The organism is Mycobacterium sherrisii, from assembly GCF_002102355.1.
In the GTDB taxonomy this organism is placed as follows: Bacteria; Actinomycetota; Actinomycetes; order Mycobacteriales; family Mycobacteriaceae; genus Mycobacterium; species Mycobacterium sherrisii.
In genome coordinates, this window is record NZ_LQPT01000028.1 from 72,798 (window position 1) to 96,537 (window position 23,740).

The window sequence follows — 23,740 nt, forward strand, 5'->3', positions numbered from 1 at the left end:
AAATTGCTGTCGGGCTGGCTGGGCGCCCCCGCTGATCGGCATGGTTACCCGGCTGCGTTTCAGTAGCGGGCCAGCACGGGAAGGCGGCTGATCAGCCAGTCCATCATCGTGTTGAGGACCTCGACACCCGTCTCGAAACCGCCGTCGCGCACCTCGGCAGCCAACGCGACACCCCACTGTCCCGACGGCGTCGGCAGAATGCCGAATTGCCGGACCAAGTAGTCCCCGTTCGTCCCCGGTCCCCAACCCCCCTTTGCCGCAAAGCCGTTGGCGGCCAGCCCCCATCGGTGATCGGGGATGAGCTGCCCCATGATCTCGATCACCTCGGCCGCGCCGGGAATCGAGGACAACTCCGCGGCGAACCGGGCTTGCCGCTGCAACGTCCACTGCGTCTGGCCAAACGCGGTGAAACCACGCCGCAGGCGGCGTGATTCGACGACGGTGGCGGTGTCGCCGCCCTCGGCGACGACACCTTGCACCTTGCGTGCCGCGTCGGTCGGCTCGCCCAGCAACGACCACAGCTGATCGGAGGCGCGATTGTCGGATTCGCAGATGGCCTTGACGGCAAGGTCACGGGCAGTGAGCCAATCGCTGCGTAGTGCCGCGATCGCCAGCGGCACTTTGATTGTCGACCAGGCGACGCCGGACCACCACCTCCCCAGTGAAAAGGTGCGGTCCGGACGGGCCACCGCGACACCGATGTTGGCCGGCACCACGTCGGCGAGCTGCTCAAAGCTCGCCTCCAATGCAAGCTCCAGCGGCCGCGACGTCATCGGGCTATCGGGGAATCGGCCATACCCGATCATCGCAGTCGAGGCCTTCGGCCGCCAACTGGCGTTTAAGCACCTTGAACGTCACCGTCCGCGGTAGCTCCGGACTGATCCGGACGTACGACGGCCACTGTTTGGGTCCCAGGTCGGGTTGCCCGGCCAAAAAGCTCCGGAACCGTTCGGGATCGAACTCGGCCCCGGGGGTCAGCACCAACGCGGCCATCACTTGGTCGCCGACCACGGGATCGGGGATCGCATAGACGGCGACTTCGGCCGCGTCGGGATACCGCAGCAATACCCGCTCGATCGGCGCCGCACCCAGATTCTCGCCGTCGACCCGCATCCAATCACCAAGCCGCCCAGCAAAGTACACGTATCCGTCGTCATCGCGATAGGCAAGGTCACCGCTGTGATAGACCCCGCCGGCCATCCGCTCGGCTTCGGCCGCCGGGTCGTTGTAGTAGCCCTCGAATCGGCCCCGGCCGGCCGTGTTCACCAGCTCGCCGACCACGCCAACCGGGCAGGGTTTACCGGTCTCGGGGTCGACGATCTCGAGTCCCTCGGTCAGCGGCCCCAATGCCCCGGGCGGTGTGTCGGGAGTGCGCGCGATCGCGACCCCGCCCTCGGTCGAACCGAACCCATCCTGCACGACACATCCGAACCGGCGAGCGAACCGTTCGATGTCCGCGGGAACCCCCTCGTTGCCGTACACCGCCCGCAACGGATTGTCGGCATCGTCGGGCCGTTCTGGCGTGGCCAGCACGTAGGACAGCGGCTTGCCCACATAGTTGGCGTAGGTGGCGCCGTAGCGGCGGACGTCGACCAAGAAATTCGACGCGGAAAACTTGCGCCGCAAGGCCATTGAACCCTGACATGCCGCGGCCACCGCCCAGCCCACCAGCACCGCGTTGGAGTGAAACAACGGCATCGACACATAACAGATGTCGTCAGCACCGAGGTCGAAGCGTTGCGCCATGGTCAATCCGGCGATCGCGACCTTGCCGTGGCTGCACTTGACCGCCTTGGGCTCACCGCTGGTACCCGACGTGAAGATCAGCATGAACAGGTCGTCGGCCGACGCGGTCTGAAACGCCGGCTCGGCGTCGCGATGCGCCTCGACCGCATCGGCCCAGGCGGCCGAGTCGACATTCAGGTGCGGGAAGTTGCCAAGTGGCACAGCCGATTTCGTGTCGGCCAGCACCAGCTGGCAGTCGGCCTTGGCGATGTCCTTGGCCAGCGCCGCACCTCGCCGCACCGGGTTGAGGCCGACCGGCACGATGCCCGACATTCCGGCGGCCACCAGCATCGCCGAAAACAGCGGCGTGTTCTCCAGCAGCACGCCGACGTGCGGAGGAAGGGCCGGGTCGAGCCGCGCGCGCAGCGCCGCCGCAATCGCGGCCCCGTGGCGCAGGTGGTCGCGCCAGCTGGTGAACGAATCCTCGAAATAGACGCCCCGATCGCCGATTTCAGCCAGCGGCGCCAGCAGTTTGGTGACCGTCGGGTTAGCCGGAATCACCGGGGTCAACACGCCCGCCCCATTGGCCGGCTGCCTGGACCGCATCGTCGCCAGGCGGCTAGGCAGGGGTTTCCGCCAGCTCGCGGCCGATTCGGCGCAGCTGACCCGTGGCCCCGCCCAGGGCGAACTCAATTTCCTTGGCTGCCAAGAAGTAGCGGTGCGCCGGGTGATCGGTGTCGACGCCGACGCCGCCGTGGACATGCACGATAGTGTGCGCGACCCGGTGGCCCGCGTCGGCGGCCCAGAACGCCGCGCTGGCCACGTCGAGCTCGGCGGGAATGTCTTCCGAAACCTTCCAGGCCGCCTGGGTGAGCGTCAGGCGCAAGCCCTTGACGTCGATGTAGCCGTCCGCCAGCCGCTGCGACACGGCTTGGAAGCTGCCGATCGGGCGGTCGAATTGTTCACGCTCGCGGGCGTATTCGGCCGTCATCCGCAAGCCGCGGTCGAGCACCCCCAGCTGATATGCGGTGCGGCCCAAGGTCCCCAGCGTGCCCAGCCACGCCACGACCTCCCCCCCGCCGACCCGCCGCGCTTCGGTCACCGCGACACCGTCGAGCCCCAAGTGGGCGACGCTGCCCAGGCCGGTGGTGACCAACGGGGTCACGCGCACACCCGGGTCGTCGGCGGCGACCAGGAAAACGGCTGTGCCGGACTCGGTTTCGGCGGGCACGAGGAATGCGTCCGCGACGGTGCCGAAACCGACCTGCGTGCGGGTTCCGGTCAGCTGATAACCGGCGGCCGAGGGGGTGCCCTGTACCGGCCCGTCGCCCATCTCGCCGTCGAGGGCCACGGTCAGGATCGTCTCGCCCTTGACGGCCGGAACCCCCCAAGCCTGCTGCAGCTCCTCGGAGCCGAACCGGGCCAACACACCGGCGCCGAGCACCACCGACTCGAGGTAGGGCACGGCGGCCAGTTGGCGGCCGAGTGCGACCAGGATCGCGACCTGCTCAAGCGCTCCGAATCCATCACCGCCCAGCACCGACGCCGATGCGCTGGTGAGGATGTCGGCCTCGATCAGCTTCTGCCAGAGGCCCCGGTCGAACCGGTGCTCCAGGGAGTCCAATTCTCGCTGATGCTCCGGCGTGCACACCGAGTCCACGATCGTGTCGACCAGGCCGCCGAGGTCTTGGGCTGCTTCGGTTGTTGTGAAGTCCATCGATATCCCTTTCCAGGGCTCAGCGGTTTCGGGGCAGGCCGAGGGCGACCATGCCGATGATGTCGCGCTGCACCTCGTTGGTGCCGCCGCCGAAAGTCAGGATCAGGCAGGCCCGGTGCATCCGCTCGACCCGGCCGGCCAGCTTCGCGCCCGGCGAATCCTGGCGCAGGGTCGCCGCGGTGCCCAGCACCTCCATCAGCAACCGGTAGGCCTCGGTGGCCAGCTCGGTGCCGTACACCTTGGCCGCCGACGCGTCCGCGGGGTTCAGCGCCTCGCCAGCCGAGGAAGCCAGCTCCCAGTTGATCAGCTTGAGCACCTCGGCCTTGGCGTGCACCCGCGCCAGGTTCAGCTGCACCCACTCCGAGTCGATCAGCCGTGTCCCGCCGGAGTCCTTGGTGTTCTGCGCCCATTCCCGAACCTCGCGCAGCGCGAGGAAAATCGGTTGCGGCGACACCAGCGCGACCCGCTCGTGGTTGAGCTGATTGGTCACCAGCTTCCAGCCGCCGTTCTCTTCGCCGATCAGGTTGCTCACCGGAACGCGCACATCGGAGTAGTAGGTGGCGCTGGTGTCCACGCCAGCCATGGTGTGCACCGGCGTCCAGGAGAAACCTTCGGCTGTGGTGGGCACGACCAACATCGAGATACCCCGGTGCTTTTTGGCCTCGGGGTTGGTGCGCACCGCCAGCCAGACCCAGTCCGCGTAGGCGATCAGGCTGGTCCACATCTTCTGGCCGTTGATGACGTAGTCGTCACCGTCGCGGACAGCGGTAGTGCGCAGGTTGGCCAGGTCGGTGCCGGCGCCGGGCTCGGAGTAGCCGATCGAGAAGTGCAGCTCTCCGGCGGCGATCTTGGGCAGGAAGAACTTCTTCTGTTCCTCGGTGCCGAACGCCATGATCGTCGGCGCCACGCTGTTGATCGTCAGGAACGGCACCGGCACGCCGGCGATCGCGGCCTCGTCGGTGAAGATCAGCGAGTCCATCGGGGAACGGTCCTGGCCGCCGTACTCCTTGGGCCAGTTCAGAGTGAGCCACCCGTCCTTGCCCATCTGCGCGACGGTGTCTCGGTAGGCGGTGCCCGTCCCGACCTCACCCTGGGTCGAGGTCAGCGCCTCCCGACGCTCGGGTGTCATGAGCCTGGTGAAGTACGACCGCAGCTCGCGACGCAGCTCCTCCTGTTCAGGGGTGTAACTGATGCGCATTCCAGCCAGTCCTTTGGTTAACGTGACACGCTGTGACTCGACCAACGGCTACCCGTTCGTCTTCGGAGGTTGTAACACGTTCTAGTCTTGGAATCCAGCCACCGTTTCCTCAGGCGTTCGCGAGCCCTATGGTGGAGCTACGTTCTGAGGGGCCATAGGGCCGGATCCCTGGCTAGCTTCAAGGAGGATGCCGTGCGGGTGATCGTCGATCGTGATCGGTGCGAAGGTAACGCCGTGTGCTTGGGAATCGCGCCGGATATCTTCGACCTGGACGATGAGGACTACGCCGTCGTGAAGACCGATCCAATTCCGTCGGAGCAGGAAGATCTCGCCGAGCAGGCGATCGCCGAGTGTCCGCGCGCGGCGCTGCTGCGCGAGGACTGACGCGAGGACCCCGAAACTAGAGGTATTCATAAATTGAGTAGCAGCACGAACGCGATCGATCTCTCCGGAAAGGTCGCGGTGGTTACCGGCGCGGCCGCTGGGCTGGGGCGGGCCGAGGCCCTGGGCCTGGCCCGGCTCGGTGCGACGGTTGTCGTCAACGACATCGCGACCGCACTGGACGCCTCCGACGTCATCGACGAAATCAGCTCGGCGGGGGCCAAGGCCATCGCGGTCGCCGGCGACATCAGTCAGCGCGCCACCGCCGACGAGCTGGTGTCCACCGCCGACGGGCTGGGTGGGCTGGACATCGTGGTGAACAACGCCGGCATCACCCGCGACCGGATGCTGTTCAACATGTCTGACGAGGAATGGGATCAGGTCATCGCCGTGCATCTGCGCGGCCATTTCCTGCTCACCCGCAACGCCGCGACCTACTGGCGCGGCAAAGCCAAAGACGCGGGCGGTTCGATCTTCGGGCGCATCGTCAACACCGCCTCGGAGGCTGGGCTGGTCGGTCCGGTGGGGCAGGCCAACTACGGCGCCGCAAAGGCGGGCATCATCTCCCTGACCCTGACCGCCGCCCGCGCGCTGGGCCGCTACGGAGTGTGCGCCAACGCCATCTGCCCCCGGGCCCGGACCGCGATGACTGCCGACGTGTTCGGCAGCGCGCCGGAAATAGAAGAAGGCGGCATCGACCCGTTGTCGCCCGAGCACGTGGTGAAACTCGTGCAGTTCCTGTCGTCGCCCGCGGCCGCGGAGGTCAACGGCCAGGTCTTCATCGTCTACGGCCCGCAAGTGACCTTGGTCTCAGCGCCAACGGCCGAGCATCGCTTCGTCGCCGACGGTGCCGCCTGGGACCCTGCTCAACTCACCAGCACCTTGCAGTACTACTTTGCTGGTCGCGACCCCGAACGTAACTTTTCCGCGACCGCTTTAATGGAGCAATAGCGGCATAATGGGGTTTCTCCGGGGGCGGAATCCTTTAGTAGAACGTGTGTCAGATTAGTACGGCCCTTAGGCCTCTGACCAGGAGAAATTGACGCAGTCGGCAGTTGAACCTGTTCATTGACAACGGTGATCTTCCTCTGAGTTAATATGATCCGGCTCACACGGAGCCGGGTGCGACCGAAGACAAAGCAAAGGCGACGCACAGGCTTCGCCGTGAGCAGCAAAGGGGGGAGTCGAGTTGATCCCACAACTCGCGGTCCCGGCCCGTGCTGTCGGCGGGTTCTTCGAGATGATGATCGACACCGCCCGGGCAAGCTTCCGTCGGCCCTTTCAGTTCCGCGAGTTCCTCGATCAGACGTGGATGATCGCCCGCGTGTCGCTGGTCCCGACGCTGCTGGTTTCCATCCCCTTCACCGTGCTGGTGGCCTTCACCCTCAATATCCTGTTGCGTGAAATCGGCGCGGCCGACTTGTCCGGCGCCGGGACGGCCTTCGGCACCATCACCCAGCTGGGACCGGTGGTCACCGTGCTCGTCGTCGCGGGGGCCGGCGCCACCGCGATCTGTGCCGATTTGGGTGCTCGCACCATCCGCGAGGAAATCGACGCGATGCGGGTGCTGGGCATCGACCCGATCCACCGGCTGGTGGTTCCGCGCGTTTTGGCGTCGACCGTTGTCGCACTGCTGCTGAACGGTTTGGTGTGTGCGATCGGTTTATCGGGTGGCTATGTCTTCTCCGTCTTTCTCCAGGGTGTCAACCCCGGTGCGTTCATCAACGGCCTGACCGTGTTGACCGGACTACGGGAGTTGGTGCTCGCCGAGGTGAAGGCGCTGCTGTTCGGCGTGATGGCCGGCCTTGTCGGGTGTTACCGCGGCCTCACCGTCAAGGGCGGGCCCAAGGGAGTCGGTAATGCCGTCAACGAAACGGTCGTCTACGCGTTCATCTGCCTGTTCGTCATCAACGTGGTGATGACCGCGATCGGCGTGCGGTTCTCGACCAAATGATGAGGCGAGTGAGCACCCGATGAGCTATGACCTCACCTACCGGTTCCGCACCTTCGCGGCCCGGTTGCAGGGCCCGGTCGACGACTTCGGCGAGCAGGCGCTGTTCTACGGGCAGACCATGCGCTATGTCCCCAACGCGCTGACCCGGTACCGCAAGGAGACGATCCGGCTCGTCGCCGAGATGACGCTGGGTGCGGGAGCGCTGGTGATGATCGGGGGCACGGTCGGCGTCGCCGCGTTTTTGACGCTGGCCTCCGGTGGCGTGATCGCCGTCCAGGGCTACTCGTCGTTGGGCAACATCGGCATCGAGGCGCTGACCGGTTTCCTGTCCGCGTTCCTGAACGTGCGCGTTGTCGCACCGGTGATCGCGGGGATCGCGCTGGCCGCGACGATCGGCGCCGGCGCGACCGCCCAGCTGGGGGCGATGCGGGTGTCGGAGGAAATCGACGCCGTGGAATGCATGGCGGTGCACTCGGTGTCCTACCTGGTCTCGACTCGCCTGATCGCCGGGCTGGTGGCGATCGTCCCGCTCTACTCCCTGTCGGTGCTCGCCGCGTTCTTCGCGGCGCGTTTCACCACGGTCTTCATCAACGGCCAGTCGGCCGGCCTGTACGACCATTACTTCAATACCTTTCTGATCCCGTCGGACCTGTTGTGGTCGTTCTTGCAGGCCATCGTCATGTCGATCGCGGTGATGCTGGTGCACACCTATTACGGCTACAACGCCAGCGGCGGGCCGGTCGGCGTGGGCATCGCGGTCGGGCAGGCGGTGCGTACGTCGCTGATCGTGGTCGTCGTCATTACCTTGTTCATCTCGCTGGCCGTCTACGGCGCGTCCGGTAACTTCAACCTCTCCGGGTAAGGGGACCGCTTCGATCTATGGCAGATACCGATCCACGACGCACGACGGTACGGCTGGCAGCGGCGCTGCTGGCCAGTTTGTTGGTGGCGTTCTCGGTGCTGACCTACCTCTCCTACACCGCGGCGTTCGCCTCGGTTGACACGGTCACCGTCGCCACTCCGCGGGCGGGTCTGGTGATGGACAAGGGCGCCAAGGTGAAATACCGCGGCATCCAGATCGGCAAGGTCACCGACATCAGCTACGGCGACGATCAGGCGCGGCTGACGCTGGCCATCAACAGCGACGACATGCACTTCGTGCCGTCCAACGCGGCGGTGCACATCGGGGGCAACACCATCTTCGGTGCCAAGTCGGTCGAATTCGTTCCGCCCAAAACGCCGTCGCCGATCTCCCTGCGGCCCAATGCGCATGTCGAAGCCTCGGCGGTGCAACTGGAGGTCAACACGTTGTTCCAGTCGCTGATCGACCTGCTGCACAAGGTCGATCCGGTCGAACTGAACGGCACACTGAGCGCTTTCGCTGAGGGCCTGCGCGGCCATGGCGACGACCTGGGCGCGCTGCTGTCGGTCCTGAACACCCTTACCGCACAAGCGAATCCGAAACTGTCCACCCTGCAGGACGACTTTCGCAAGACCGCCGCCGTCACCGGCGTCTACGCCGACGCAGCACCGGACCTGAACACGATCTTCGACAACCTGCCCACCATCAACAAGACCGTCGTCGACCAACAGAAAAACCTCAACGACACACTGTTGGCGACGATCGGACTGTCCAACAACGCCTATGACACGTTGGCGCCGGCCGAGCAGGATTTGATCGCCGCCATCAACCGGCTGCGGGCACCGGTCAAGGTGGCCGCCGACTACTCGCCCGAACTCGGTTGCCTGTTTGCCGGTATCGAGCGCGGCATCAAGGAATTCGCCCCGCTGCTGGGTGTTCGCAAGGCAGGTCTGTTCACGTCGTCGAGCTTCGTATTGGGCGCACCGGCGTACACCTACCCCGAGTCGCTGCCGATCGTCAACGCCTCCGGTGGGCCCAATTGCCGTGGGCTACCCGACATTCCGACCAAGCAGAACGGTGGATCGTTCTACCGGGCGCCGTTCCTGGTCACCGACAACGCCAACATCCCGTACGAGCCGTTCACCGAACTCCAGGTCGACGCGCCCTCGACGCTGCAGTTCCTGTTCCACGGTGCCTTCGCCGAACGGGACGACTTTTAATGGCGGGTTCGGAAATGCCGTCGCACCGGTCGATGGTGATCAAGGTCAGCATCTTCGCCGCCACGATGCTGCTGGTCGCCGCTGGCCTGGTGGTGGTCTTCGGCGACTTCCGGTTCGGCGATGAAAACAGCTACCACGCAACGTTTATCGACGCGTCGCGGTTGAAGGCCGGCCAGAAGGTGCGGATTTCCGGGGTGCCGGTCGGGTCGGTGACCGGCATCAAACTCAACTCCGACAACACCGTCGACGTCGGATTCGAAATCGACAGCCGCTACACGCTGTACTCGTCGACCCGCGCGGTGATCCGCTACGAAAACCTGGTTGGCGACCGGTTTTTGGAGATCACCTCGGGCCCCGGGGAACTGCGCAAGTTGCCGCCCGGCGGGACGATCAATGCCCAACACACCCAACCGGCGCTGGACCTCGACGCGTTGCTGGGCGGACTCAAGCCGGTGCTCAAGGGTCTCGACGCGGACAAGGTCAACACGATCAGCAGCGCGGTGATCGAGTTGTTACAGGGTCAAGGGGGGGCATTGTCGGATGTGCTGGCCAACACCAGTGCCTTCTCGACGGCACTGGGCCAGCGCGATCAGCTCATCGGTGACACGATCACCAACCTGAACACGGTGCTGGGCACCATCGATCAAAAGAGCGCCCAATTCTCGGCCAGCGTGGACCAGCTGCAACAACTGATCACCGGGCTGGCCAAAAACAAAGATTCGATCGCCGGCGCCATTCCGCCGCTGGCGTCGACCACGACGGATCTGACCGAGCTGCTGGCGAAGTCACGTCGGCCGCTGCAGGGCATCCTGGAAAATACCCGCCCACTGGCCACCGAGCTCGACAAGCGTAAGGCCGAGGTCAACAACGACATTGAGCAATTGGGCGAGGACTATCTGCGGCTTGCCGCACTCGGTGCCTACGGATCGTTCTTCAACATCTACTTCTGCTCCGTGACCATCAAGATCAACGGACCGGCCGGCAGCGACATTCTGCTGCCCCTCGGTGGTCAGGTGGATCCCAGCCAGGGGAGGTGCGCCTTTGTCAAGTAACACGCCAAGTAACACGCCAAGTAACCCGTCTAATGGCCCGAAACGGGAACGTGATCCCCTGCGCACCGGGGTGTTCGGCGTCGTGCTGGTGGTCTGTGTTGTGCTGCTCGCCTTCGGCTATGCCAGCTTGCCGTTCTACCCGCAGGGCAAGATGTACGACGCCTACTTCAGCGATGCCGGCGGGATCACACCCGGTAACTCGGTCTACGTCTCCGGTGTCAAAGTCGGCAAGGTGCAGGACGTCGGTCTGGCCGGCGACAGCGCCAAGGTGACGTTCTCGGTGGATCGCCACATCGCCGTGGGCGACCAGTCGTTGGCCGCGATCCGCACCGACACCATCCTCGGCGAGCGCTCGATCGCGGTCACCCCGGCGGGTCATGGCAAGGCCACCAGCATTCCACGCAGCCGCACGACCACGCCGTACACGCTGGCCGGTGCCCTCGAAGATCTCGGCCAGAATGCGAACAACTTGGACAAGCCGCAATTCGAGCGGGCGTTGAACGTGCTCACCGACACACTGCAGGACGCCACCCCCGAATTGCGCGGCGCGCTGGACGGGGTCACCTCGTTGTCGCGCACCCTGAACCGTCGCGACGAGGCACTGCAAAACCTGCTGGCGCACGCGAAGTCGGTGACCGCGGCGCTGTCCGACCGGGCCAACCAGGTCAACCAACTGGTGAACGACGGCAATGAGTTGTTCGCCGCGCTCGATGAGCGTCGAGGTGCACTGGCGCAACTGATCTCGGGGATCAGCGGTTTGTCGGCGCAGATTTCCGGTTTCGTCGCCGACAACCGCAAAGAATTCGGCCCGGCGCTGAGCAAGCTCAACGACGTGTTGAGCAATCTCAACGAACGCCGCGACTACATCACCGAGGCGCTCAAGCGGCTGCCCACTTACGCAACCGAACTCGGCGAGGTGGTGGGCTCGGGGCCCGGATTCAACGTCAACGTCTACGGGGTGATCCCGGCGCCGCTGCTGGCCGCGATGTTCGACTTCTTCTATCAACCGGGGAAGTTGCCGGCCAGCCTGTCGGACTACCTGCGCGGGCTTATTCAGGAGCGCTGGATCATCAGGCCGAAGTCACCATGATGCAGAGATGGTCTTCATGAGCAGGCTCACCCGCAGCCGAGGGCTGCGCTACTTCACCATCATCGCGCTGGTCGCGGTGCTGGTGGGTGGCGTGTATGTGCTGACGTCACAAGCGAATAACCGCACCATCGTCGGCTACTTCACGTCCGCGGTCGGGCTGTATCCCGGTGACCAGGTACGCATCCTCGGGGTCCCGGTGGGCACGATCGACTCGATCGAACCCCGGCCGTCCGACGTCAAGATCACGATGACGGTGCCCAAGGACGTGAAGATCCCGAAGGATGCGCGGGCGGTCGTCATGTCACCCAATCTGGTTGCGGCGCGCTTCATTCAGATCGCGCCGGCCTACACCGGCGGGGCGGTGCTGCCCGACGGCGGCAGCATCGACCTCAACCGCACCGCGGTGCCGGTGGAGTGGGACGAGGTAAAGGAAGCGTTGACTCAGCTGTCGGTTTCGCTGGGTCCGACCAGCGGTTCCATGCAGGGGCCGCTGGGCGCGGCGATCAACCAGGCCGCCAACACGTTCGACGGCAAGGGCGAATCGTTCCACAACGCGCTGCGGGAGCTTTCGCAAGTCGCCGGGCGACTGGGAGACTCGCGCAACGACATCTTCGGCACGGTCAAAAATCTGCAGATTCTGGTCAACGCGTTGTCGGAGAGCAACGAGCAGATCGTGCAGTTCGCCGGTAACGTCGCGTCGGTCTCCCAGGTGCTCGCCGATAGCTCGCGACACCTGGACAACACCCTGGGCACCCTCAATCAGGCGCTGTCCGACATCCGCGGCTTCCTGCACGAAAACAACTCGACACTGATCGACACCGTCAACCAGCTCAACGATTTCAGCAAGACGTTGAGCGACCAAAGCGACAACATCGAACAGGTGCTGCACGTCGCGGGGCCCGGTATCGCCAACTTCTACAACATCTATGACCCGGCGCAGGGCACGCTCAACGGCCTGTTGTCGATCCCCGAGTTCGCCAACCCGGTCCAGTTCATCTGCGGTGGGTCCTTCGAAACCGCCGGCGGCCCAAGGGCTCCCGATTACTACCGGCGCGCGGAGCTGTGCCGCGAGCGGCTGGGGCCGGTGCTGCGCCGGCTGGCAGTGAACTACCCGCCGATCATGTTCCACCCGCTCAACACCATCACGGCGTACAAGGGGCAGATCATCTACGACACCCCCGAGACGCAAGCCAAGGCGCAGACCCCGATCCCGGAGCTGACCTGGGTGCCGGCCAAGGGCGCGGCGCCTGGCCCCACGCAGAATCCGGCCGACCTGCAGGCACTGTTGGTGCCGACGGCCCCGCAGGCCGCCGCGCCGCCGGGTGCTCCGGCTCCGGCGAACGGACCCGGACCGGGCCCGGGTGCCGGTTCGGCGTTCGGTCCGCTGCCCGGTCCCGCCCCCACCCCCGCACCTTCGGCGGGCCTGCAGGACGGTCAGGGGTCGGGCGGATGAGGCGAATCTTGTTGCGCGGCGGCGCCTTGGTGACGGGCAGCGTATTGCTGGCCGGGTGCCAATTCGATGGCCTGAACTCCATCGCGATGCCCGGGACCGCCGGCCACGGCAGCGGCGCCTTTACGGTCACCGTCGAGATGGCCGACGTGGCGACGCTGCCGCAGAACTCTCCGGTGATGATCGACGATGTCACCGTCGGCAGTGTCTCCGGTATCTCAGCCGAGCAGCGCAGCGACGGATCCTTCTACGCCGCAGTGAAATTGGCGTTGGACAAGAATGTCGTCCTGCCGGCGAACGCGACCGCGACCGTCGCGCAGACATCGCTGCTGGGTTCGCTGCACATCGATCTGGCCCCGCCGAAGGGCAAGCCGGCGACCGGCCGGCTGGCCAACGGATCCAAGATCGCCGAATCCAACACGGGTCGCTTTCCCACCACCGAAGAGGTGTTCTCCGCGCTCGGTGTCGTGGTCAACAAGGGCAATCTTGGTGCCCTGGAAGAGATTACGGACGAGACCTACCAGGCGGTGGCCGGCAGGCAGGACCAGTTCCAGGGCCTGCTCCCCAGGCTCGCGGAGCTGACGTCGGGACTGAGCCGGCAGGTCGGTGACATCATCGACGCGATCGACGGCCTGAACAGGTTCTCCGCGACGCTGGCCCGCGACAAGGACAACCTGAGCCGGACGCTGGACACTTTGCCGGAGGCGTTGCGGGTGCTCAACAAGAATCGGGCCCACATCGTCGAGGCATTCGGCGCGCTGAAAAAACTGGCGACGGTCACCTCACACGTGCTGTCGAAGACCAAGACCGACTTCGCCGAGGACCTCAAGGGCCTGTACTCGGTCGTCAAGGCGCTCAACGACAACCGGAAGAACTTCGTCACCTCGCTGCAGCTGCTGCTGACCTTCCCGTTCCCGAACTTCGGCATCAAGCAAGCCGTGCGTGGCGACTACCTCAACGTGTTCACCACCTTCGACCTCACCTTGCGGCGGCTGGGTGAAACATTCTTCACCACTGCCTATTTCGACCCGAACATGGCGCACATGTCCGAGATCCTCAATCCGCCCGACTTCTTGATCGGTGAATTGGCCAACCTGAGCGGACAGGCCGCCGACCCGTTCAAGATCCCGCCCGGCACGGCAGCGCAGTAGGGGCGGCGTAGATGATCGACAGACTCACCCGGATTCAGTTGTGGATATTCGCCGTGATCACGGTGATCACGCTGACCGTCATGGCGATCTTCTATCTGCGGCTGCCCGCCACGTTCGGCCTCGGAACGTACGAGGTGAGTGCGGACTTCGTCGCGGGTGGCGGCCTGTACAAGAGCGCCAACGTCACATACCGCGGCGTCGCCGTCGGCCGGGTGGACGCGGTGGGGTTGAACCCCAGCGGCGTCACCGCCCGGATGCGGCTCAACAGCGGCACGCCCATCCCGTCCAACGTCGTCGCCACGGTGAAGAGCGTGTCCGCCGTGGGTGAGCAGTACATCGATCTGGTGCCACCGAGCAAGCCCGCGACGACCAAATTGCACGACGGCTCTCGGATCGATCGGGCCAACACCCGCATCGGCCAAGACGTCTCCGACCTGTTGAAGCGGGCCGAGACGCTGGTCAACAGTCTCGGCGACACCAGGCTGCGGGAGTTGCTGCACGAGACGTTCCAGGCGGCTAACGGGTCGGGGCCGGAATTGGCCCGGCTGCTCGAATCGGCGCGATTGCTGGTGGACGAGGCCAATGCCGACTATCCGCAGGTGTCACAGCTGATCGATCAGGCCGGCCCGCTGCTGGAGTCTCAGATTCGCGCCGGTGCCGACATCAAATCGCTGTCCGACGGGTTGGCCCGGTTCACCTCCGAAGTGCGTCGAGCCGACCCGCAGCTGCGCTCGACGTTGGCGACCGCGCCGGGCGCGACCGACGAAGCCAGCACGGCGTTTTCCGGCATTCGCCCGTCGTTTCCCGCGCTGGCCGCCAACCTGGCCAACCTGGGCCGAGTGGGCGTGATCTACCACAAGTCGATCGAACAACTCCTGGTGGTGTTGCCCGCACTGTTCGCGGCGATCGCCACGGCCGCGGGCGGCGCGCCCCAGGACGAGGGCGCCAAGCTGGACTTCAAGCTCGACCTCAACGACCCGCCCCCGTGCGCCGTCGGCTTCCTGCCCCCACCGCTGATGCGCACCCCCGCCGACGAGACGCTGCGCGAGCTCCCGAGCGATTTATACTGCAAGGTTGCCCAAAACGACCCCAGCACGGTCCGGGGCGCGCGCAACTATCCGTGCCAGGAGTTTCCCGGCAAGCGGGCTCCGACCATTCAGCTGTGCCGCGACCCGAAGGGTTATGTGCCGGTGGGCCGTAACCCGTGGCGCGGTCCGCCGGTGCCGTACAACACCCCGCAGACCAACGGGCTGAACACGTTGCCGCCCAACAAATTTCCTTACATTCCGCCGGAGGCAGAGCCGGACCCTGGCACACCGATCGTCGGCCCACCGCCGCCGGGCGTGGTGCCGGGGCCGGGGCCGCTGCCCAACCACCAGCCGGCCTACTCGCCGCCGCCACCCAACGACAACGGTCCGCCGCCGCCGTTCACGTCGTGGCAACCGCCCGGCGTGCCCCCGGTCCCGCCGCAACTCCCGTATCCGAAGTGGCTGCCCCCACCGGCGCCGGCACCCGGGGCAGGCCCGCAGGCCAGTGGGCCCGCGTACACCACCTATGACCCGGATACCGGCGCCTTTAGGGATCCGGCAGGAGGGACTGGTATTTTCGCGGCCGGCGGAAACACGTCCAAAGCCGAGAACTGGGTGGACCTGATGCTTGATCCGAGGCCGATGTAGTGGCTTCTCCGACACCACGGGTGCGTCGGCGGGCGTCGCGGGCGGCGGGGCCGGCGAAGGTCGAGCAGCCGGACGCGGCCGCCACGGTTGCGGTCGACGCGCCCGCCGAGCCGAAGAAGCAAACCCCGAGACGCGCCGGGACGCTCAAGACGGTCAAGCCGCCGCCGCGGCGCAGGCCGAATCGCGTCCTGGTCGGCTGGATCTCGTTCGCGGCCGCGTTGCTGGCGATCGGCTCGCTGGCCGCCGGCGTGGCCGTGCTCGTCATTCAACAGCGGCACGCCCAGGCGGCGCAGGACCGCGATCAGCGCTTCGTCGATACCGCCACCCAGACCGTCGTCAACATGTTCAGCTACAAACAGGACAACATCGACGAGAGCGTGAATCGGTTCTACAACGGCACCAGCGGTCCGTTGCGCGGCATGCTCGGTGCCAACAACAACATCGAAAACCTGAAGGCCTTGTTCCGCTCGACGAACGCGACGTCGGAGGCGGTGATCAACGGCGCGGCGCTGGAAGGCATTGACACCGTGACCGATAACGCGTCGGTGCTGGTGTCGGTGCGGGTCACGGTGGCCGACATCGACGGCGTCCACAAGCCGTCCCTGCCGTACCGGCTACGCGTCATCGTGCACGAGGATGAGCAGGGCCACATGACGGGCTACGACCTGAAGTATCCCGACGGGGGCAACTGATGCGGTTGCGGCGCTGGCTGATCACCGCATCGGTGTACCTGGCGATCGCGGCCGTTGTCGGATTGTCCGCGGCGGCCGGCTGGTTCTACTGGGACCGGGTGCAGACGCGTGGCGAGCAAGCCGCCCGGGCGGTGCTGCCGGAGTTGGCGGCCAGGGAAGTTCCCGCGGTGTTCGCCTACGACTACCAGACCGTCGAACGCAGTCTCGCTGCCGCGTATCCACTGCTGACGCCCGCCTACCGCCAGGAGTTCCAGAAGAGCGCCAACGCGCAGATCATCCCGGAAGCCAAGAAGCGCGAGGTGGTCGTTCAGGCCAATGTCGTTGGTGTGGGCGTGATGTCGGCCAAGCGCGATTCCGCCTCGGTGATGGTTTACATGAACCGCACCGTGACCGACAAGTCACGGCAGCCGCTCTACGACGGCAGCCGCTTGCGGGTGGACTTCCAGCGGATCGGCAACAGGTGGCTGATCAACTACATCACCCCGATCTGAGCCATCGCACTCAGTAGCACATCGCAATACCGTTGCAGTACAACGGATAACGTTGGATGGGGCTGGGCGGTGGCCCGGTCATCTGCAGCGAGAACGGTTGCTTTTGCATCGACGGCTGCAACCCGCAGACGGCGCCGTGCATGACGGTGTGGGTTCCGCTCATGGTCTCATCGCTGAACGACCACGTCTCGGTGGTGGGAGCGGTGCCACCACCCGGACACGCGACACCGTCGGGTTTGTCGACCTTGAAAGTCCACAGCATGCTGGACATCCGGGCCCGGCCGCTGAAGTTTTGCAACTTGTCCGCGGCGCTGATCTTTTCGTCGGTGAAGCTGACGACGTTGAGCGCGCATTGCATGGCGAACACGATCGGGTCGGAATAGTCGTTCATGTTCCGCGTCCCGGACGGCTGATCGCACAGTGCCGTGATGGTCCAGGTGACCCCCGAGACCCCGGCCTCGCTGTAGGTGTAGTTGCCATCCGCGGGTGGTCCGAGCGCGTGCGCCGGATTCCCCGATTCCAGGGCGACGGCGATCGCCACCGCAGAGACGACGCCGACCGCGGCGGCCAGTATCCGGCGGACCTGCACGATCCCTCCCTTCACGCCCTCCCGTCGCACCGTTGCCGGCACGCTGCATCGAGTATCACAGCGTTTCGGCGCCAACACCATGGGCCGGCCGCCGCTAGTTGGTTTCCGGTGGATTCGCCTCGGTGAGCGCATCGAGAAATGACCGCGCCCACCGGTCCACGTCGTGGGCCAGCACCTGGCGCCGCAACGAGCGCATCCGGCGGCGTCCCTCTTCGACCGTCTGATTGAGGGCGGCCTCGATCATGTCCTTGACCCCTTCGAGGTCGTGCGGGTTGACCAGGTACGCCTGCCGCAATTCGGCTGCGGCACCGGTGAATTCGGAGAGCACGAGAGCGCCGCCGAGGTCGTTCCGGCAGGCGACGTACTCCTTGGCCACCAAGTTCATGCCGTCGCGCAGGGGCGTGACCAACATGACGTCGGCCGCCACGAAAAACGCGATCAGTTCGTCGCGCGGGACTGGGCGGTGAATGTAGTGCACCACCGCATGACCGACCTCGGCGTACTCGCCGTTGATGTGGCCGACTTGGCGCTCGATGTCGTTGCGCAGCAAGCGATAACTGTCCACCCGCTCGCGGCTCGGGGTCGCCAACTGGATCAGCACGGTGTCATCGCGTTTGGCACGGCCCTCGGCGAGCAACTCCGAAAAGGCCTTCAGCCGAACGTCGATGCCCTTGGTGTAGTCCAGCCGGTCCACACCGAGCATGATCTTGCGCGGATTGCCCAACTCGGTTCGGATCTCGCGGGCCCGGCGCCGGACGTTGCGTCCGCGGGCGGCCTGATCGAGTGACCCCGAGTCGATCGAGATGGGAAACGCGCCCACCCGGATCCTGCGGTGACCCACCTCCACCTCGCCGAATCGGGAGCGTACCCCCACGGCTCCACGCGATGTGTTGGCGCCGATCAGGCGCCGGGACAAGATCAGGAAGTTCTGGGCGCCGCCGACCAAATGGAAGCCCACCAAATCGGCTCCGAGCAGGCCCTCGACGATCTCCGTGCGCCAGGGCAGCTGCATGAACAGCTCCACCGGCGGGAACGGGATGTGCAGAAAGAAGCCGATGGTCAGATCCGGGCGCAGCTCGCGCAGCATCTTCGGGACGAGTTGCAGCTGGTAGTCCTGCACCCACACGGTGGCGCCCCGGGCGGCCGCTCGCGACGCGGCTGCGGCGAAGCGACGGTTGACATCGACGTATCGCTCCCACCATTCGCGGTGGTAGATGGGCTTGACGATGACGTCGTGGTACAGCGGCCACAGGGTGGCATTGGAGAAACCCTCGTAGTATTCCGCCACGTCATCGGCGGACAGCCGCACCGGGTGCAGCTGCAGGTCGTCCTGCTCGATGGGCTCCTCACCGACGTCGGCCTCGTCGTCGGTGATGCCCGGCCAGCCAACCCAGGCGCCGCTACGGCGGCGCAGCAACGGCTCCAGCGCTGTGACCAGGCCTCCGGGGCTGCGCTTCCAGGTCGTGGTGCCGTCGGGTAACCGTTCCAGATCGACCGGCAGCCGGTTGGCGACCACCACGAAGTCGGAGTCCCCGAAGCTCTCGGCACTCGACGCCTTCTTCGAGGATCGGTCTCGGCCGGAAGCCATTTACGCGTCGAGTTTCGCCGGTCCAATACCGAGCATGGACAGGAAGACGCGGCATTCGTCGGCGTCGTTCGCATACGCGGCGACGACCCGCCTGGCCTGGCTCGCGGTGCTATCGGCCAGCGGCTCGACGTCCCCGATTTCGCCAGGATCAGATTTCGTAGGCATGACATAACTGTATGCGACGTCGATATCCGCTCGCAGCGGTCTCGGCCAGCGGCCAACCCGGCGGGGATTCGCTTACACACTCGCCGTAATGTGTAAACAAGGCGAATCAACGACGATCGAGGACGAACGAGGTGGGCGCAATGACGGTCTCCGAGCAAGCCGACGCCGGGGCGGCCAACGCCGAGGACCCCGAATTGGTGGCCTACGAAACCCTTGACGAGGGGCGTATCGCCCGGATCTGGCTGAACCGGCCCGAGGCGCACAACGCGCAGAGTCGCGGCCTACTGGTTCAGCTCGACGAGGCATTCGGGCGGGCCGAGGCCGACGACACCGTCCGCGTGGTGATCCTGGCCGCCCGCGGCAGGAACTTCTCCGCCGGCCACGACCTCGGTTCCGAGCAGGCCCTGGCCGAGCGCATGCCGGGGCCGGGTCAGCATCCGACCTTCCGCTCGCACGGCGCGACCTATGAACCGATCATGGAGAAGCTGTACCACCAGGAGTGGCACTTCTTCTTCGAGAACACCTGCCGCTGGCGCGATCTGCGCAAGATCACGATCGCTCAGGTGCAGGGCAACGCCATCTCGGCCGGCCTGATGCTGATCTGGGCCTGCGATTTGATCGTCGCGGCCGACAACGCGAAGTTCAGCGACGTGGTGGCGGTCCGGCTGGGCATGCCGGGCGTCGAATACTACGCCCACCCTTGGGAATTCGGCCCGCGCAAGGCCAAAGAGCTGCTGTTGACCGGTGATTCGCTGGACGCTGACGAAGCGTATCGGCTGGGGATGGTGTCCAAGGTGTTCCCGGTTGACGAATTGGAGCAAAAGACACTGGAGTTCGCTCGCCGTATCGCGGAGCGTCCCACGATGGCGTCGCTGCTCATCAAGGATTCGGTCAATGCCGCCTCCGACGCGATGGGATACACCGAGGCATTGCGGCACGCCTTCCACGTCCACTTGTTGGGACACGCCCACTGGGCCGCCTTCAACGAAAACCGCTGGCCGGTCGGGCAGCCGCCGCACGTCGAGGATTGGCGCGACGCCAAGCCGACCAAGGTCGCTCGCCGCGACACGCCGTAACCCCACCGCGCCAGGGCCCGGGTCAGCCACCGGTAACGAGACCGGGGGTAGCGATATTTACGCCATAGGCACATGCTTCTATTGCTAGAACATGTTCCAGTTTGGAGGGCCTCGGGTGCAGCTAACTTTCGACGACCGGACGTACCTGATCACCGGCGGCGGCAGCGGGATCGGTAAGGGGGTCGCCGCTGCGCTCGCTTCGGCCGGGGCTTCGGTGATGATCGTCGGCCGCAACCCGGATCGGCTGGCGGAAGCCGTCGAGGAGCTGGGACCGCTGGCCGCCGCGAACGGCGGCGCGATCCGCTACGAGCCCACCGACGTCACCAAGGAGGAGGAGGTGACTCGCGCCGTCGACGCCGCAACCGCGTGGCACGGCCGGTTGAACGGCGCGGTGCACTGCGCGGGCGGTTCGTTGACCGTCGGGCCGATCACCCACACCGACTCGGAGGCCTGGCGAAACACCGTCGACCTCAACGTCAATGGCACCATGTATGTGCTCAAACACGTCTGCCGCGAACTGGTGCGCGGGGGCGGCGGGTCATTCGTCGGGATTTCGTCGATCGCGGCCAGTAACACCCACCGCTGGTTCGGCCCGTACGGTGTCACCAAGTCGGCCATCGATCACATGATGATGTTGGCCGCCGACGAATTGGGGCCGTCGTGGGTGCGGGTCAACAGCATTCGTCCGGGTCTGATCCGCACGGATCTGGTCGACGCGAGCGTCATCCAGTCGCCGGAGATCAGCGCTGACTATGCGCTGTGCACACCGTTGCCCCGGGTAGGGGAGGTTGAGGACGTCGCCAACCTGGCCGTGTTCCTGCTCAGCGACGCGGCGGAATGGATCACCGGGCAATGCATCAACGTCGATGGCGGCCACATCCTGCGCCGTGGTCCTGACTATTCCTCGATGATGGTGCAGATGTTCGGTCAGGATGCACTGCGCGGCGTGATGTGAGCCGGGGTGAGCGATGAAAAGGCTTGAGGGACAACGGATTCTGGTTACCGGTGCCGGGTCGGGCATCGGGCAGGCCACCGCGTTGCGGTTGCTGAGCGAGGGCGCCCGCGTCGTGGCCGCCGATGTCTCGATCGACGGGTTGCGCCTGACCCAGGGCAGCGCCGAGCGGGCCGGCGCCGGCGAGCGCCTCAGCACGCTGCCCATCGATGTGAGCAACGAGGACTCGGTGATCGACGGCGTGGCCACGGCGGTCGATCAGCTCGGGGGCCTGGACTCTCTGGTCAACGCGGCGGGGGTGCTACGCGCGTGGCACACCCACCAAACCTCGCTCGACCAGTGGAACCAGATCATCGGGGTGAACCTGACCGGCACGTTTTTGGTGGTGCGCGAGGCGCTGCCGGCGCTGTTGGCGAATCCGCGCAGCGCGATCGTGAACTTCAGTTCGACGTCGGCCTCTTTCGCCCATCCGTACATGGCGGCCTATGCCGCGAGCAAAGGCGGGATTCAGGCCTTCACGCATTCGCTGGCGCTGGAATACGCGAAGGACGGCCTGCGGGCCAGCTGCGTCGCGCCCGGCAGCATCAAGTCCGGCATCACCGATGCCACCGGCGGCTACATCCCGAAGGACGCGGACTGGTCGCTGTTTCCCCGGTTGATGCCGATCCTGCCGACCACGGCCGAATCCAGCGGCGCCGGGATGGCCGAGCCCGACGCCGTCGCGGGGGTGATCGCCATGCTGGTGTCCGACGACGGCGCCTGGATCACGGGCACCGAGATCCGGATGGACGGCGGCACGCACGCCTAGTTGACGCAGGGCACGCCGCCGCCGTCGATCGGCTTGCCCTGGTCGGGGGTGGGGTAGGTACTGGTGCCGTAGGCGTAGCCGCTACTGCTCTTGCTCGTCGTCGTCGTCGTGGTGGTGGAAGACGTGGACGAGTACGAATCGTCCATGGACTCGTCGGGCGTGGGCATGGAAAAGCTGCTGTCCACGGTCACCCGGACATGCCCGGGCTCGAGGCCGGGGTCGGGTTGCTTGGGCGCATCCAGGCCGAGGAGGTTCGCGAGATTCTGGGCGTCGGTCTCGGCGCCCGTGCCGTATTGGATGGCGTTGGTGGTCGGATCGAACCAGGTGCGGTCGCGGACCTGGCCCGGTGTGTAGCCGTACTTCTTCAGCGAGCGCGACACCTGGCTGGCAAGACCGCTCATGCCGCCCGCGTTGACGACGTCGACCACGGTCGACGGATTGGGTTTGGCGACCGTCGTCGGCGAGGAACTCGTCGAGGTATCGGCGCCGATTGCCGACGCGATCTCTGCCCTGATTGCGACGGGATCGATGATGTTGACGTCCTGGCCGTTGATGGTGTCGTAGCGCACCACCGGCAAGGTGCGGAACTCCACCTGGTTTGCCGCGGCGCTGCCGGCGATTTCACCCAACCGGCGGAACATGTCCTCGTCCCATCCGGCCGACAGCACGACATCCTTGCGGGCCACCGCCATCAGGCTCTTCATCTTGTCCAGGTTGGTGAAGGTCCCCGAATCCTGCAGCTCCCGCATCACCGAAGAGATGAACGCCTGCTGGCGATGGGTCCGGTCCAAGTCGCCGTTGTCCAGGCCGTGACGCTGGCGGACGAAGGCCAGCGCTTCGGAAGCGTCCAGCCGCTGCGGTCCGGCCGGGAAGTCGGCGCCGGAGTAGGAGTCGTACACCGCGTGGTTGAGGCACACGTTCACTCCGCCCAGGCTTTGCGCCAGATCGTAGAAGCCGGCCAGGTTGACCTCGGCGAAGTAGTCGATCGGGACTCCGGTCAGGCTGCGCACCGCCCGCAATGTCGCGGCCCGGGCGGCTTCGCGGCCCTTGGTTTCCAGTTCCTTTTGGCTGCTGACACCCTGATTGGCGAGCTTCTGAGCGACGTACTGTTTGGTCAGCCCGTAGGCCTCTTTGATCTTGATGTGGTTGTATCCCGGGACACCGTTGAACGGGACCCAGTCGTCGCGGGGGATCGAGAAGGCCACCACTTTGTTGTCGGCGCCGACGTGCACGAGGATCAGCGTGTTGGTGTTGTAGCCGCCGTCGTCGGAATCGCCCGCGTGCAGCTGCTTGAGAATCGAGTTGGGCAGGTCGTTGCCGTTCTGGTCTTTCCGGGAGTCCAGGCCGATCAACAAAATATTCATGTTGTCGCCGGTGGACCGCGGGTCGTCGGGGGTCAACGCGTCCGAGACGGTGATGCCGCCCAGCGCCCCGTGCGCCACGTAATAACCGGCTCCGGTCATCAGCACCGCGGCCGTGGACACCAGCGCCATGAACGCCCGCGATACCCCGCGGCGCAGGGCCGAGGGCTGGCGAACCGCCCGGTGGCGGCGATGCGCGCCGCCGGAGCGTCCCATCAAAAACTCCGGCCCGAAACCCGCGCAGCGCCGCGTACCGCCGGGGCGGTTTGCGGAGCTGACGCGAAAAGCATGAGGTCAAGTATGCGGTAGCTTGCTGTGAAGCCTCCAATAAAGACCATCCGAAACGTCCGACTGTGGTGGTTGTCACCGGCCGGCGCTGGCGGACTCGCCGACGGCAATCTCTCCACTACCTGCGTGTTTTCGTTACCATGCCGCGGTTGCCCGGGGTGTCGACGATCCTCGGGGGGAATTGTGGGCCGGCCAAATCGATTCCAACTCGTCGCCGTAGGGATACAAACCTGGCTGGGCTCCGCTGTGCGGCG

General features: G+C 65.7%; 23 protein-coding genes. 15 read left to right on the forward strand and 8 right to left on the reverse strand.

Annotated elements, in window-relative coordinates; genetic code table 11:
* Positions 1-59: 59 nt before the first annotated feature.
* The 4 genes from AWC25_RS05165 to AWC25_RS05180 are packed head-to-tail and all read right to left on the reverse strand — an operon-like array spanning position 60 to position 4,640.
* Positions 60-773: a serine hydrolase gene (locus AWC25_RS05165; RefSeq protein ID WP_069401611.1), complete on the reverse strand. Its 714-nt coding sequence runs from the start codon at positions 771-773 to the stop codon at positions 60-62.
* Positions 774-777: 4 nt separating this feature from the next.
* Entirely contained in the window at positions 778-2,286 is a 1,509-nt protein-coding gene (fadD17, locus tag AWC25_RS05170) for a long-chain-fatty-acid--CoA ligase FadD17 (RefSeq protein ID WP_142278698.1), read from the reverse strand.
* A gap of 58 nt (positions 2,287-2,344) precedes the next feature.
* On the reverse strand, positions 2,345-3,442 hold the full coding sequence (locus AWC25_RS05175; RefSeq protein WP_069401613.1) for an acyl-CoA dehydrogenase family protein: 1,098 nt from the start codon (positions 3,440-3,442) through the stop codon (positions 2,345-2,347).
* Between the two features lie 19 nt (positions 3,443-3,461).
* Positions 3,462-4,640 carry an acyl-CoA dehydrogenase gene (locus AWC25_RS05180; RefSeq protein WP_069401614.1) on the reverse strand — a complete coding sequence of 393 codons (1,179 nt, stop codon included), beginning with the start codon at positions 4,638-4,640 and terminating at the stop codon, positions 3,462-3,464.
* A 192-nt stretch (positions 4,641-4,832) separates the two neighbouring features.
* Between AWC25_RS05180 and AWC25_RS05185 the strand changes: the two genes are divergently transcribed.
* The 12 genes from AWC25_RS05185 (at position 4,833) to AWC25_RS05240 (ending at position 16,659) form a co-directional block, all read left to right on the forward strand.
* Positions 4,833-5,024 carry a ferredoxin gene (locus AWC25_RS05185; RefSeq protein WP_069401615.1) on the forward strand — a complete coding sequence of 64 codons (192 nt, stop codon included), beginning with the start codon at positions 4,833-4,835 and terminating at the stop codon, positions 5,022-5,024.
* A gap of 33 nt (positions 5,025-5,057) precedes the next feature.
* Positions 5,058-5,972: a 3-oxoacyl-ACP reductase gene (locus AWC25_RS05190; RefSeq protein WP_085166442.1), complete on the forward strand. Its 915-nt coding sequence runs from the start codon at positions 5,058-5,060 to the stop codon at positions 5,970-5,972.
* A gap of 238 nt (positions 5,973-6,210) precedes the next feature.
* Positions 6,211-6,975, forward strand: a complete 765-nt coding sequence (locus AWC25_RS05195; protein ID WP_044508576.1) for an MlaE family ABC transporter permease — start codon at positions 6,211-6,213, stop codon at positions 6,973-6,975.
* 19 nt (positions 6,976-6,994) lie between these two features.
* A complete protein-coding gene (locus tag AWC25_RS05200; protein ID WP_069401617.1) occupies positions 6,995-7,837 on the forward strand; it encodes an MlaE family ABC transporter permease in 843 nt (280 codons plus the stop codon).
* A 17-nt stretch (positions 7,838-7,854) separates the two neighbouring features.
* Entirely contained in the window at positions 7,855-9,057 is a 1,203-nt protein-coding gene (locus AWC25_RS05205) for an MCE family protein (RefSeq protein ID WP_069401618.1), read from the forward strand.
* Positions 9,057-10,109 carry a virulence factor Mce family protein gene (locus AWC25_RS05210; RefSeq protein ID WP_069401619.1) on the forward strand — a complete coding sequence of 351 codons (1,053 nt, stop codon included), beginning with the start codon at positions 9,057-9,059 and terminating at the stop codon, positions 10,107-10,109. Before AWC25_RS05205 ends, AWC25_RS05210 begins: the two co-directional genes overlap by 1 nt.
* On the forward strand, positions 10,099-11,199 hold the full coding sequence (locus AWC25_RS05215; RefSeq protein WP_211281018.1) for a virulence factor Mce family protein: 1,101 nt from the start codon (positions 10,099-10,101) through the stop codon (positions 11,197-11,199). Before AWC25_RS05210 ends, AWC25_RS05215 begins: the two co-directional genes overlap by 11 nt.
* 7 nt (positions 11,200-11,206) lie before the next feature.
* Positions 11,207-12,652 carry a virulence factor Mce family protein gene (locus AWC25_RS05220; RefSeq protein ID WP_069401620.1) on the forward strand — a complete coding sequence of 482 codons (1,446 nt, stop codon included), beginning with the start codon at positions 11,207-11,209 and terminating at the stop codon, positions 12,650-12,652.
* Complete coding sequence (locus AWC25_RS05225; protein ID WP_085166444.1) at positions 12,649-13,800, forward strand: virulence factor Mce family protein; 1,152 nt, start codon at positions 12,649-12,651, stop codon at positions 13,798-13,800. The genes AWC25_RS05220 and AWC25_RS05225 overlap by 4 nt, the downstream gene beginning before the upstream one ends.
* Positions 13,801-13,811: 11 nt before the next feature.
* Positions 13,812-15,476: a virulence factor Mce family protein gene (locus AWC25_RS05230; protein ID WP_069401622.1), complete on the forward strand. Its 1,665-nt coding sequence runs from the start codon at positions 13,812-13,814 to the stop codon at positions 15,474-15,476.
* The gene (locus AWC25_RS05235; protein ID WP_085166445.1) at positions 15,476-16,168 is read left to right on the forward strand and encodes a mammalian cell entry protein; all 693 of its coding nucleotides are present in this window, start codon (positions 15,476-15,478) and stop codon (positions 16,166-16,168) included. Before AWC25_RS05230 ends, AWC25_RS05235 begins: the two co-directional genes overlap by 1 nt.
* Positions 16,168-16,659 carry a mammalian cell entry protein gene (locus AWC25_RS05240; protein WP_069401624.1) on the forward strand — a complete coding sequence of 164 codons (492 nt, stop codon included), beginning with the start codon at positions 16,168-16,170 and terminating at the stop codon, positions 16,657-16,659. Before AWC25_RS05235 ends, AWC25_RS05240 begins: the two co-directional genes overlap by 1 nt.
* Positions 16,660-16,669: 10 nt before the next feature.
* Here the strand turns inward: AWC25_RS05240 and AWC25_RS05245 are convergent, their stop codons facing one another.
* From AWC25_RS05245 to AWC25_RS26395, 3 genes are all read right to left on the reverse strand, one after another.
* Positions 16,670-17,248 (reverse strand): hypothetical protein, encoded by a 579-nt coding sequence (locus AWC25_RS05245; protein ID WP_085166467.1) that lies wholly within the window; start codon positions 17,246-17,248, stop codon positions 16,670-16,672.
* A gap of 94 nt (positions 17,249-17,342) precedes the next feature.
* Entirely contained in the window at positions 17,343-18,836 is a 1,494-nt protein-coding gene (locus AWC25_RS05250; protein ID WP_069401625.1) for an alpha,alpha-trehalose-phosphate synthase (UDP-forming), read from the reverse strand.
* A complete protein-coding gene (locus tag AWC25_RS26395) occupies positions 18,837-19,001 on the reverse strand; it encodes a hypothetical protein (protein ID WP_108920566.1) in 165 nt (54 codons plus the stop codon).
* A gap of 140 nt (positions 19,002-19,141) precedes the next feature.
* Between AWC25_RS26395 and AWC25_RS05255 the strand changes: the two genes are divergently transcribed.
* The 3 genes from AWC25_RS05255 (at position 19,142) to AWC25_RS05265 (ending at position 21,837) form a co-directional block, all read left to right on the forward strand.
* The gene (locus tag AWC25_RS05255; RefSeq protein ID WP_069401626.1) at positions 19,142-20,077 is read left to right on the forward strand and encodes an enoyl-CoA hydratase; all 936 of its coding nucleotides are present in this window, start codon (positions 19,142-19,144) and stop codon (positions 20,075-20,077) included.
* Positions 20,078-20,192: 115 nt separating this feature from the next.
* Complete coding sequence (locus AWC25_RS05260; protein ID WP_069401627.1) at positions 20,193-21,032, forward strand: SDR family oxidoreductase; 840 nt, start codon at positions 20,193-20,195, stop codon at positions 21,030-21,032.
* Between the two features lie 13 nt (positions 21,033-21,045).
* Complete coding sequence (locus AWC25_RS05265; protein WP_069401628.1) at positions 21,046-21,837, forward strand: SDR family NAD(P)-dependent oxidoreductase; 792 nt, start codon at positions 21,046-21,048, stop codon at positions 21,835-21,837.
* Here the strand turns inward: AWC25_RS05265 and AWC25_RS05270 are convergent.
* Positions 21,834-23,414: an LCP family protein gene (locus tag AWC25_RS05270; protein ID WP_085166446.1), complete on the reverse strand. Its 1,581-nt coding sequence runs from the start codon at positions 23,412-23,414 to the stop codon at positions 21,834-21,836. The genes AWC25_RS05265 and AWC25_RS05270 overlap by 4 nt on opposite strands.
* Between the last annotated feature and the right edge of the window lie 326 nt (positions 23,415-23,740).

Coding starts and splice junctions, on each gene's coding strand:
- AWC25_RS05175 (WP_069401613.1), bottom strand. CDS start 3,442: ATGGACTTCACAACAACCGAAGCAGCCCAAGACCTCGGCGGCCTGGTC.
- AWC25_RS05250 (WP_069401625.1), bottom strand. CDS start 18,836: ATGGCTTCCGGCCGAGACCGATCCTCGAAGAAGGCGTCGAGTGCCGAG.
- AWC25_RS05240 (WP_069401624.1), top strand. CDS start 16,168: ATGCGGTTGCGGCGCTGGCTGATCACCGCATCGGTGTACCTGGCGATC.
- AWC25_RS05180 (WP_069401614.1), bottom strand. CDS start 4,640: ATGCGCATCAGTTACACCCCTGAACAGGAGGAGCTGCGTCGCGAGCTG.
- AWC25_RS05200 (WP_069401617.1), top strand. CDS start 6,995: ATGAGCTATGACCTCACCTACCGGTTCCGCACCTTCGCGGCCCGGTTG.
- AWC25_RS05205 (WP_069401618.1), top strand. CDS start 7,855: ATGGCAGATACCGATCCACGACGCACGACGGTACGGCTGGCAGCGGCG.
- AWC25_RS05165 (WP_069401611.1), bottom strand. CDS start 773: ATGACGTCGCGGCCGCTGGAGCTTGCATTGGAGGCGAGCTTTGAGCAG.
- AWC25_RS05230 (WP_069401622.1), top strand. CDS start 13,812: ATGATCGACAGACTCACCCGGATTCAGTTGTGGATATTCGCCGTGATC.
- AWC25_RS05270 (WP_085166446.1), bottom strand. CDS start 23,414: ATGGGACGCTCCGGCGGCGCGCATCGCCGCCACCGGGCGGTTCGCCAG.
- AWC25_RS26395 (WP_108920566.1), bottom strand. CDS start 19,001: ATGCCTACGAAATCTGATCCTGGCGAAATCGGGGACGTCGAGCCGCTG.
- AWC25_RS05225 (WP_085166444.1), top strand. CDS start 12,649: ATGAGGCGAATCTTGTTGCGCGGCGGCGCCTTGGTGACGGGCAGCGTA.
- AWC25_RS05210 (WP_069401619.1), top strand. CDS start 9,057: ATGGCGGGTTCGGAAATGCCGTCGCACCGGTCGATGGTGATCAAGGTC.
- AWC25_RS05265 (WP_069401628.1), top strand. CDS start 21,046: ATGAAAAGGCTTGAGGGACAACGGATTCTGGTTACCGGTGCCGGGTCG.
- AWC25_RS05220 (WP_069401620.1), top strand. CDS start 11,207: ATGGTCTTCATGAGCAGGCTCACCCGCAGCCGAGGGCTGCGCTACTTC.
- AWC25_RS05255 (WP_069401626.1), top strand. CDS start 19,142: ATGACGGTCTCCGAGCAAGCCGACGCCGGGGCGGCCAACGCCGAGGAC.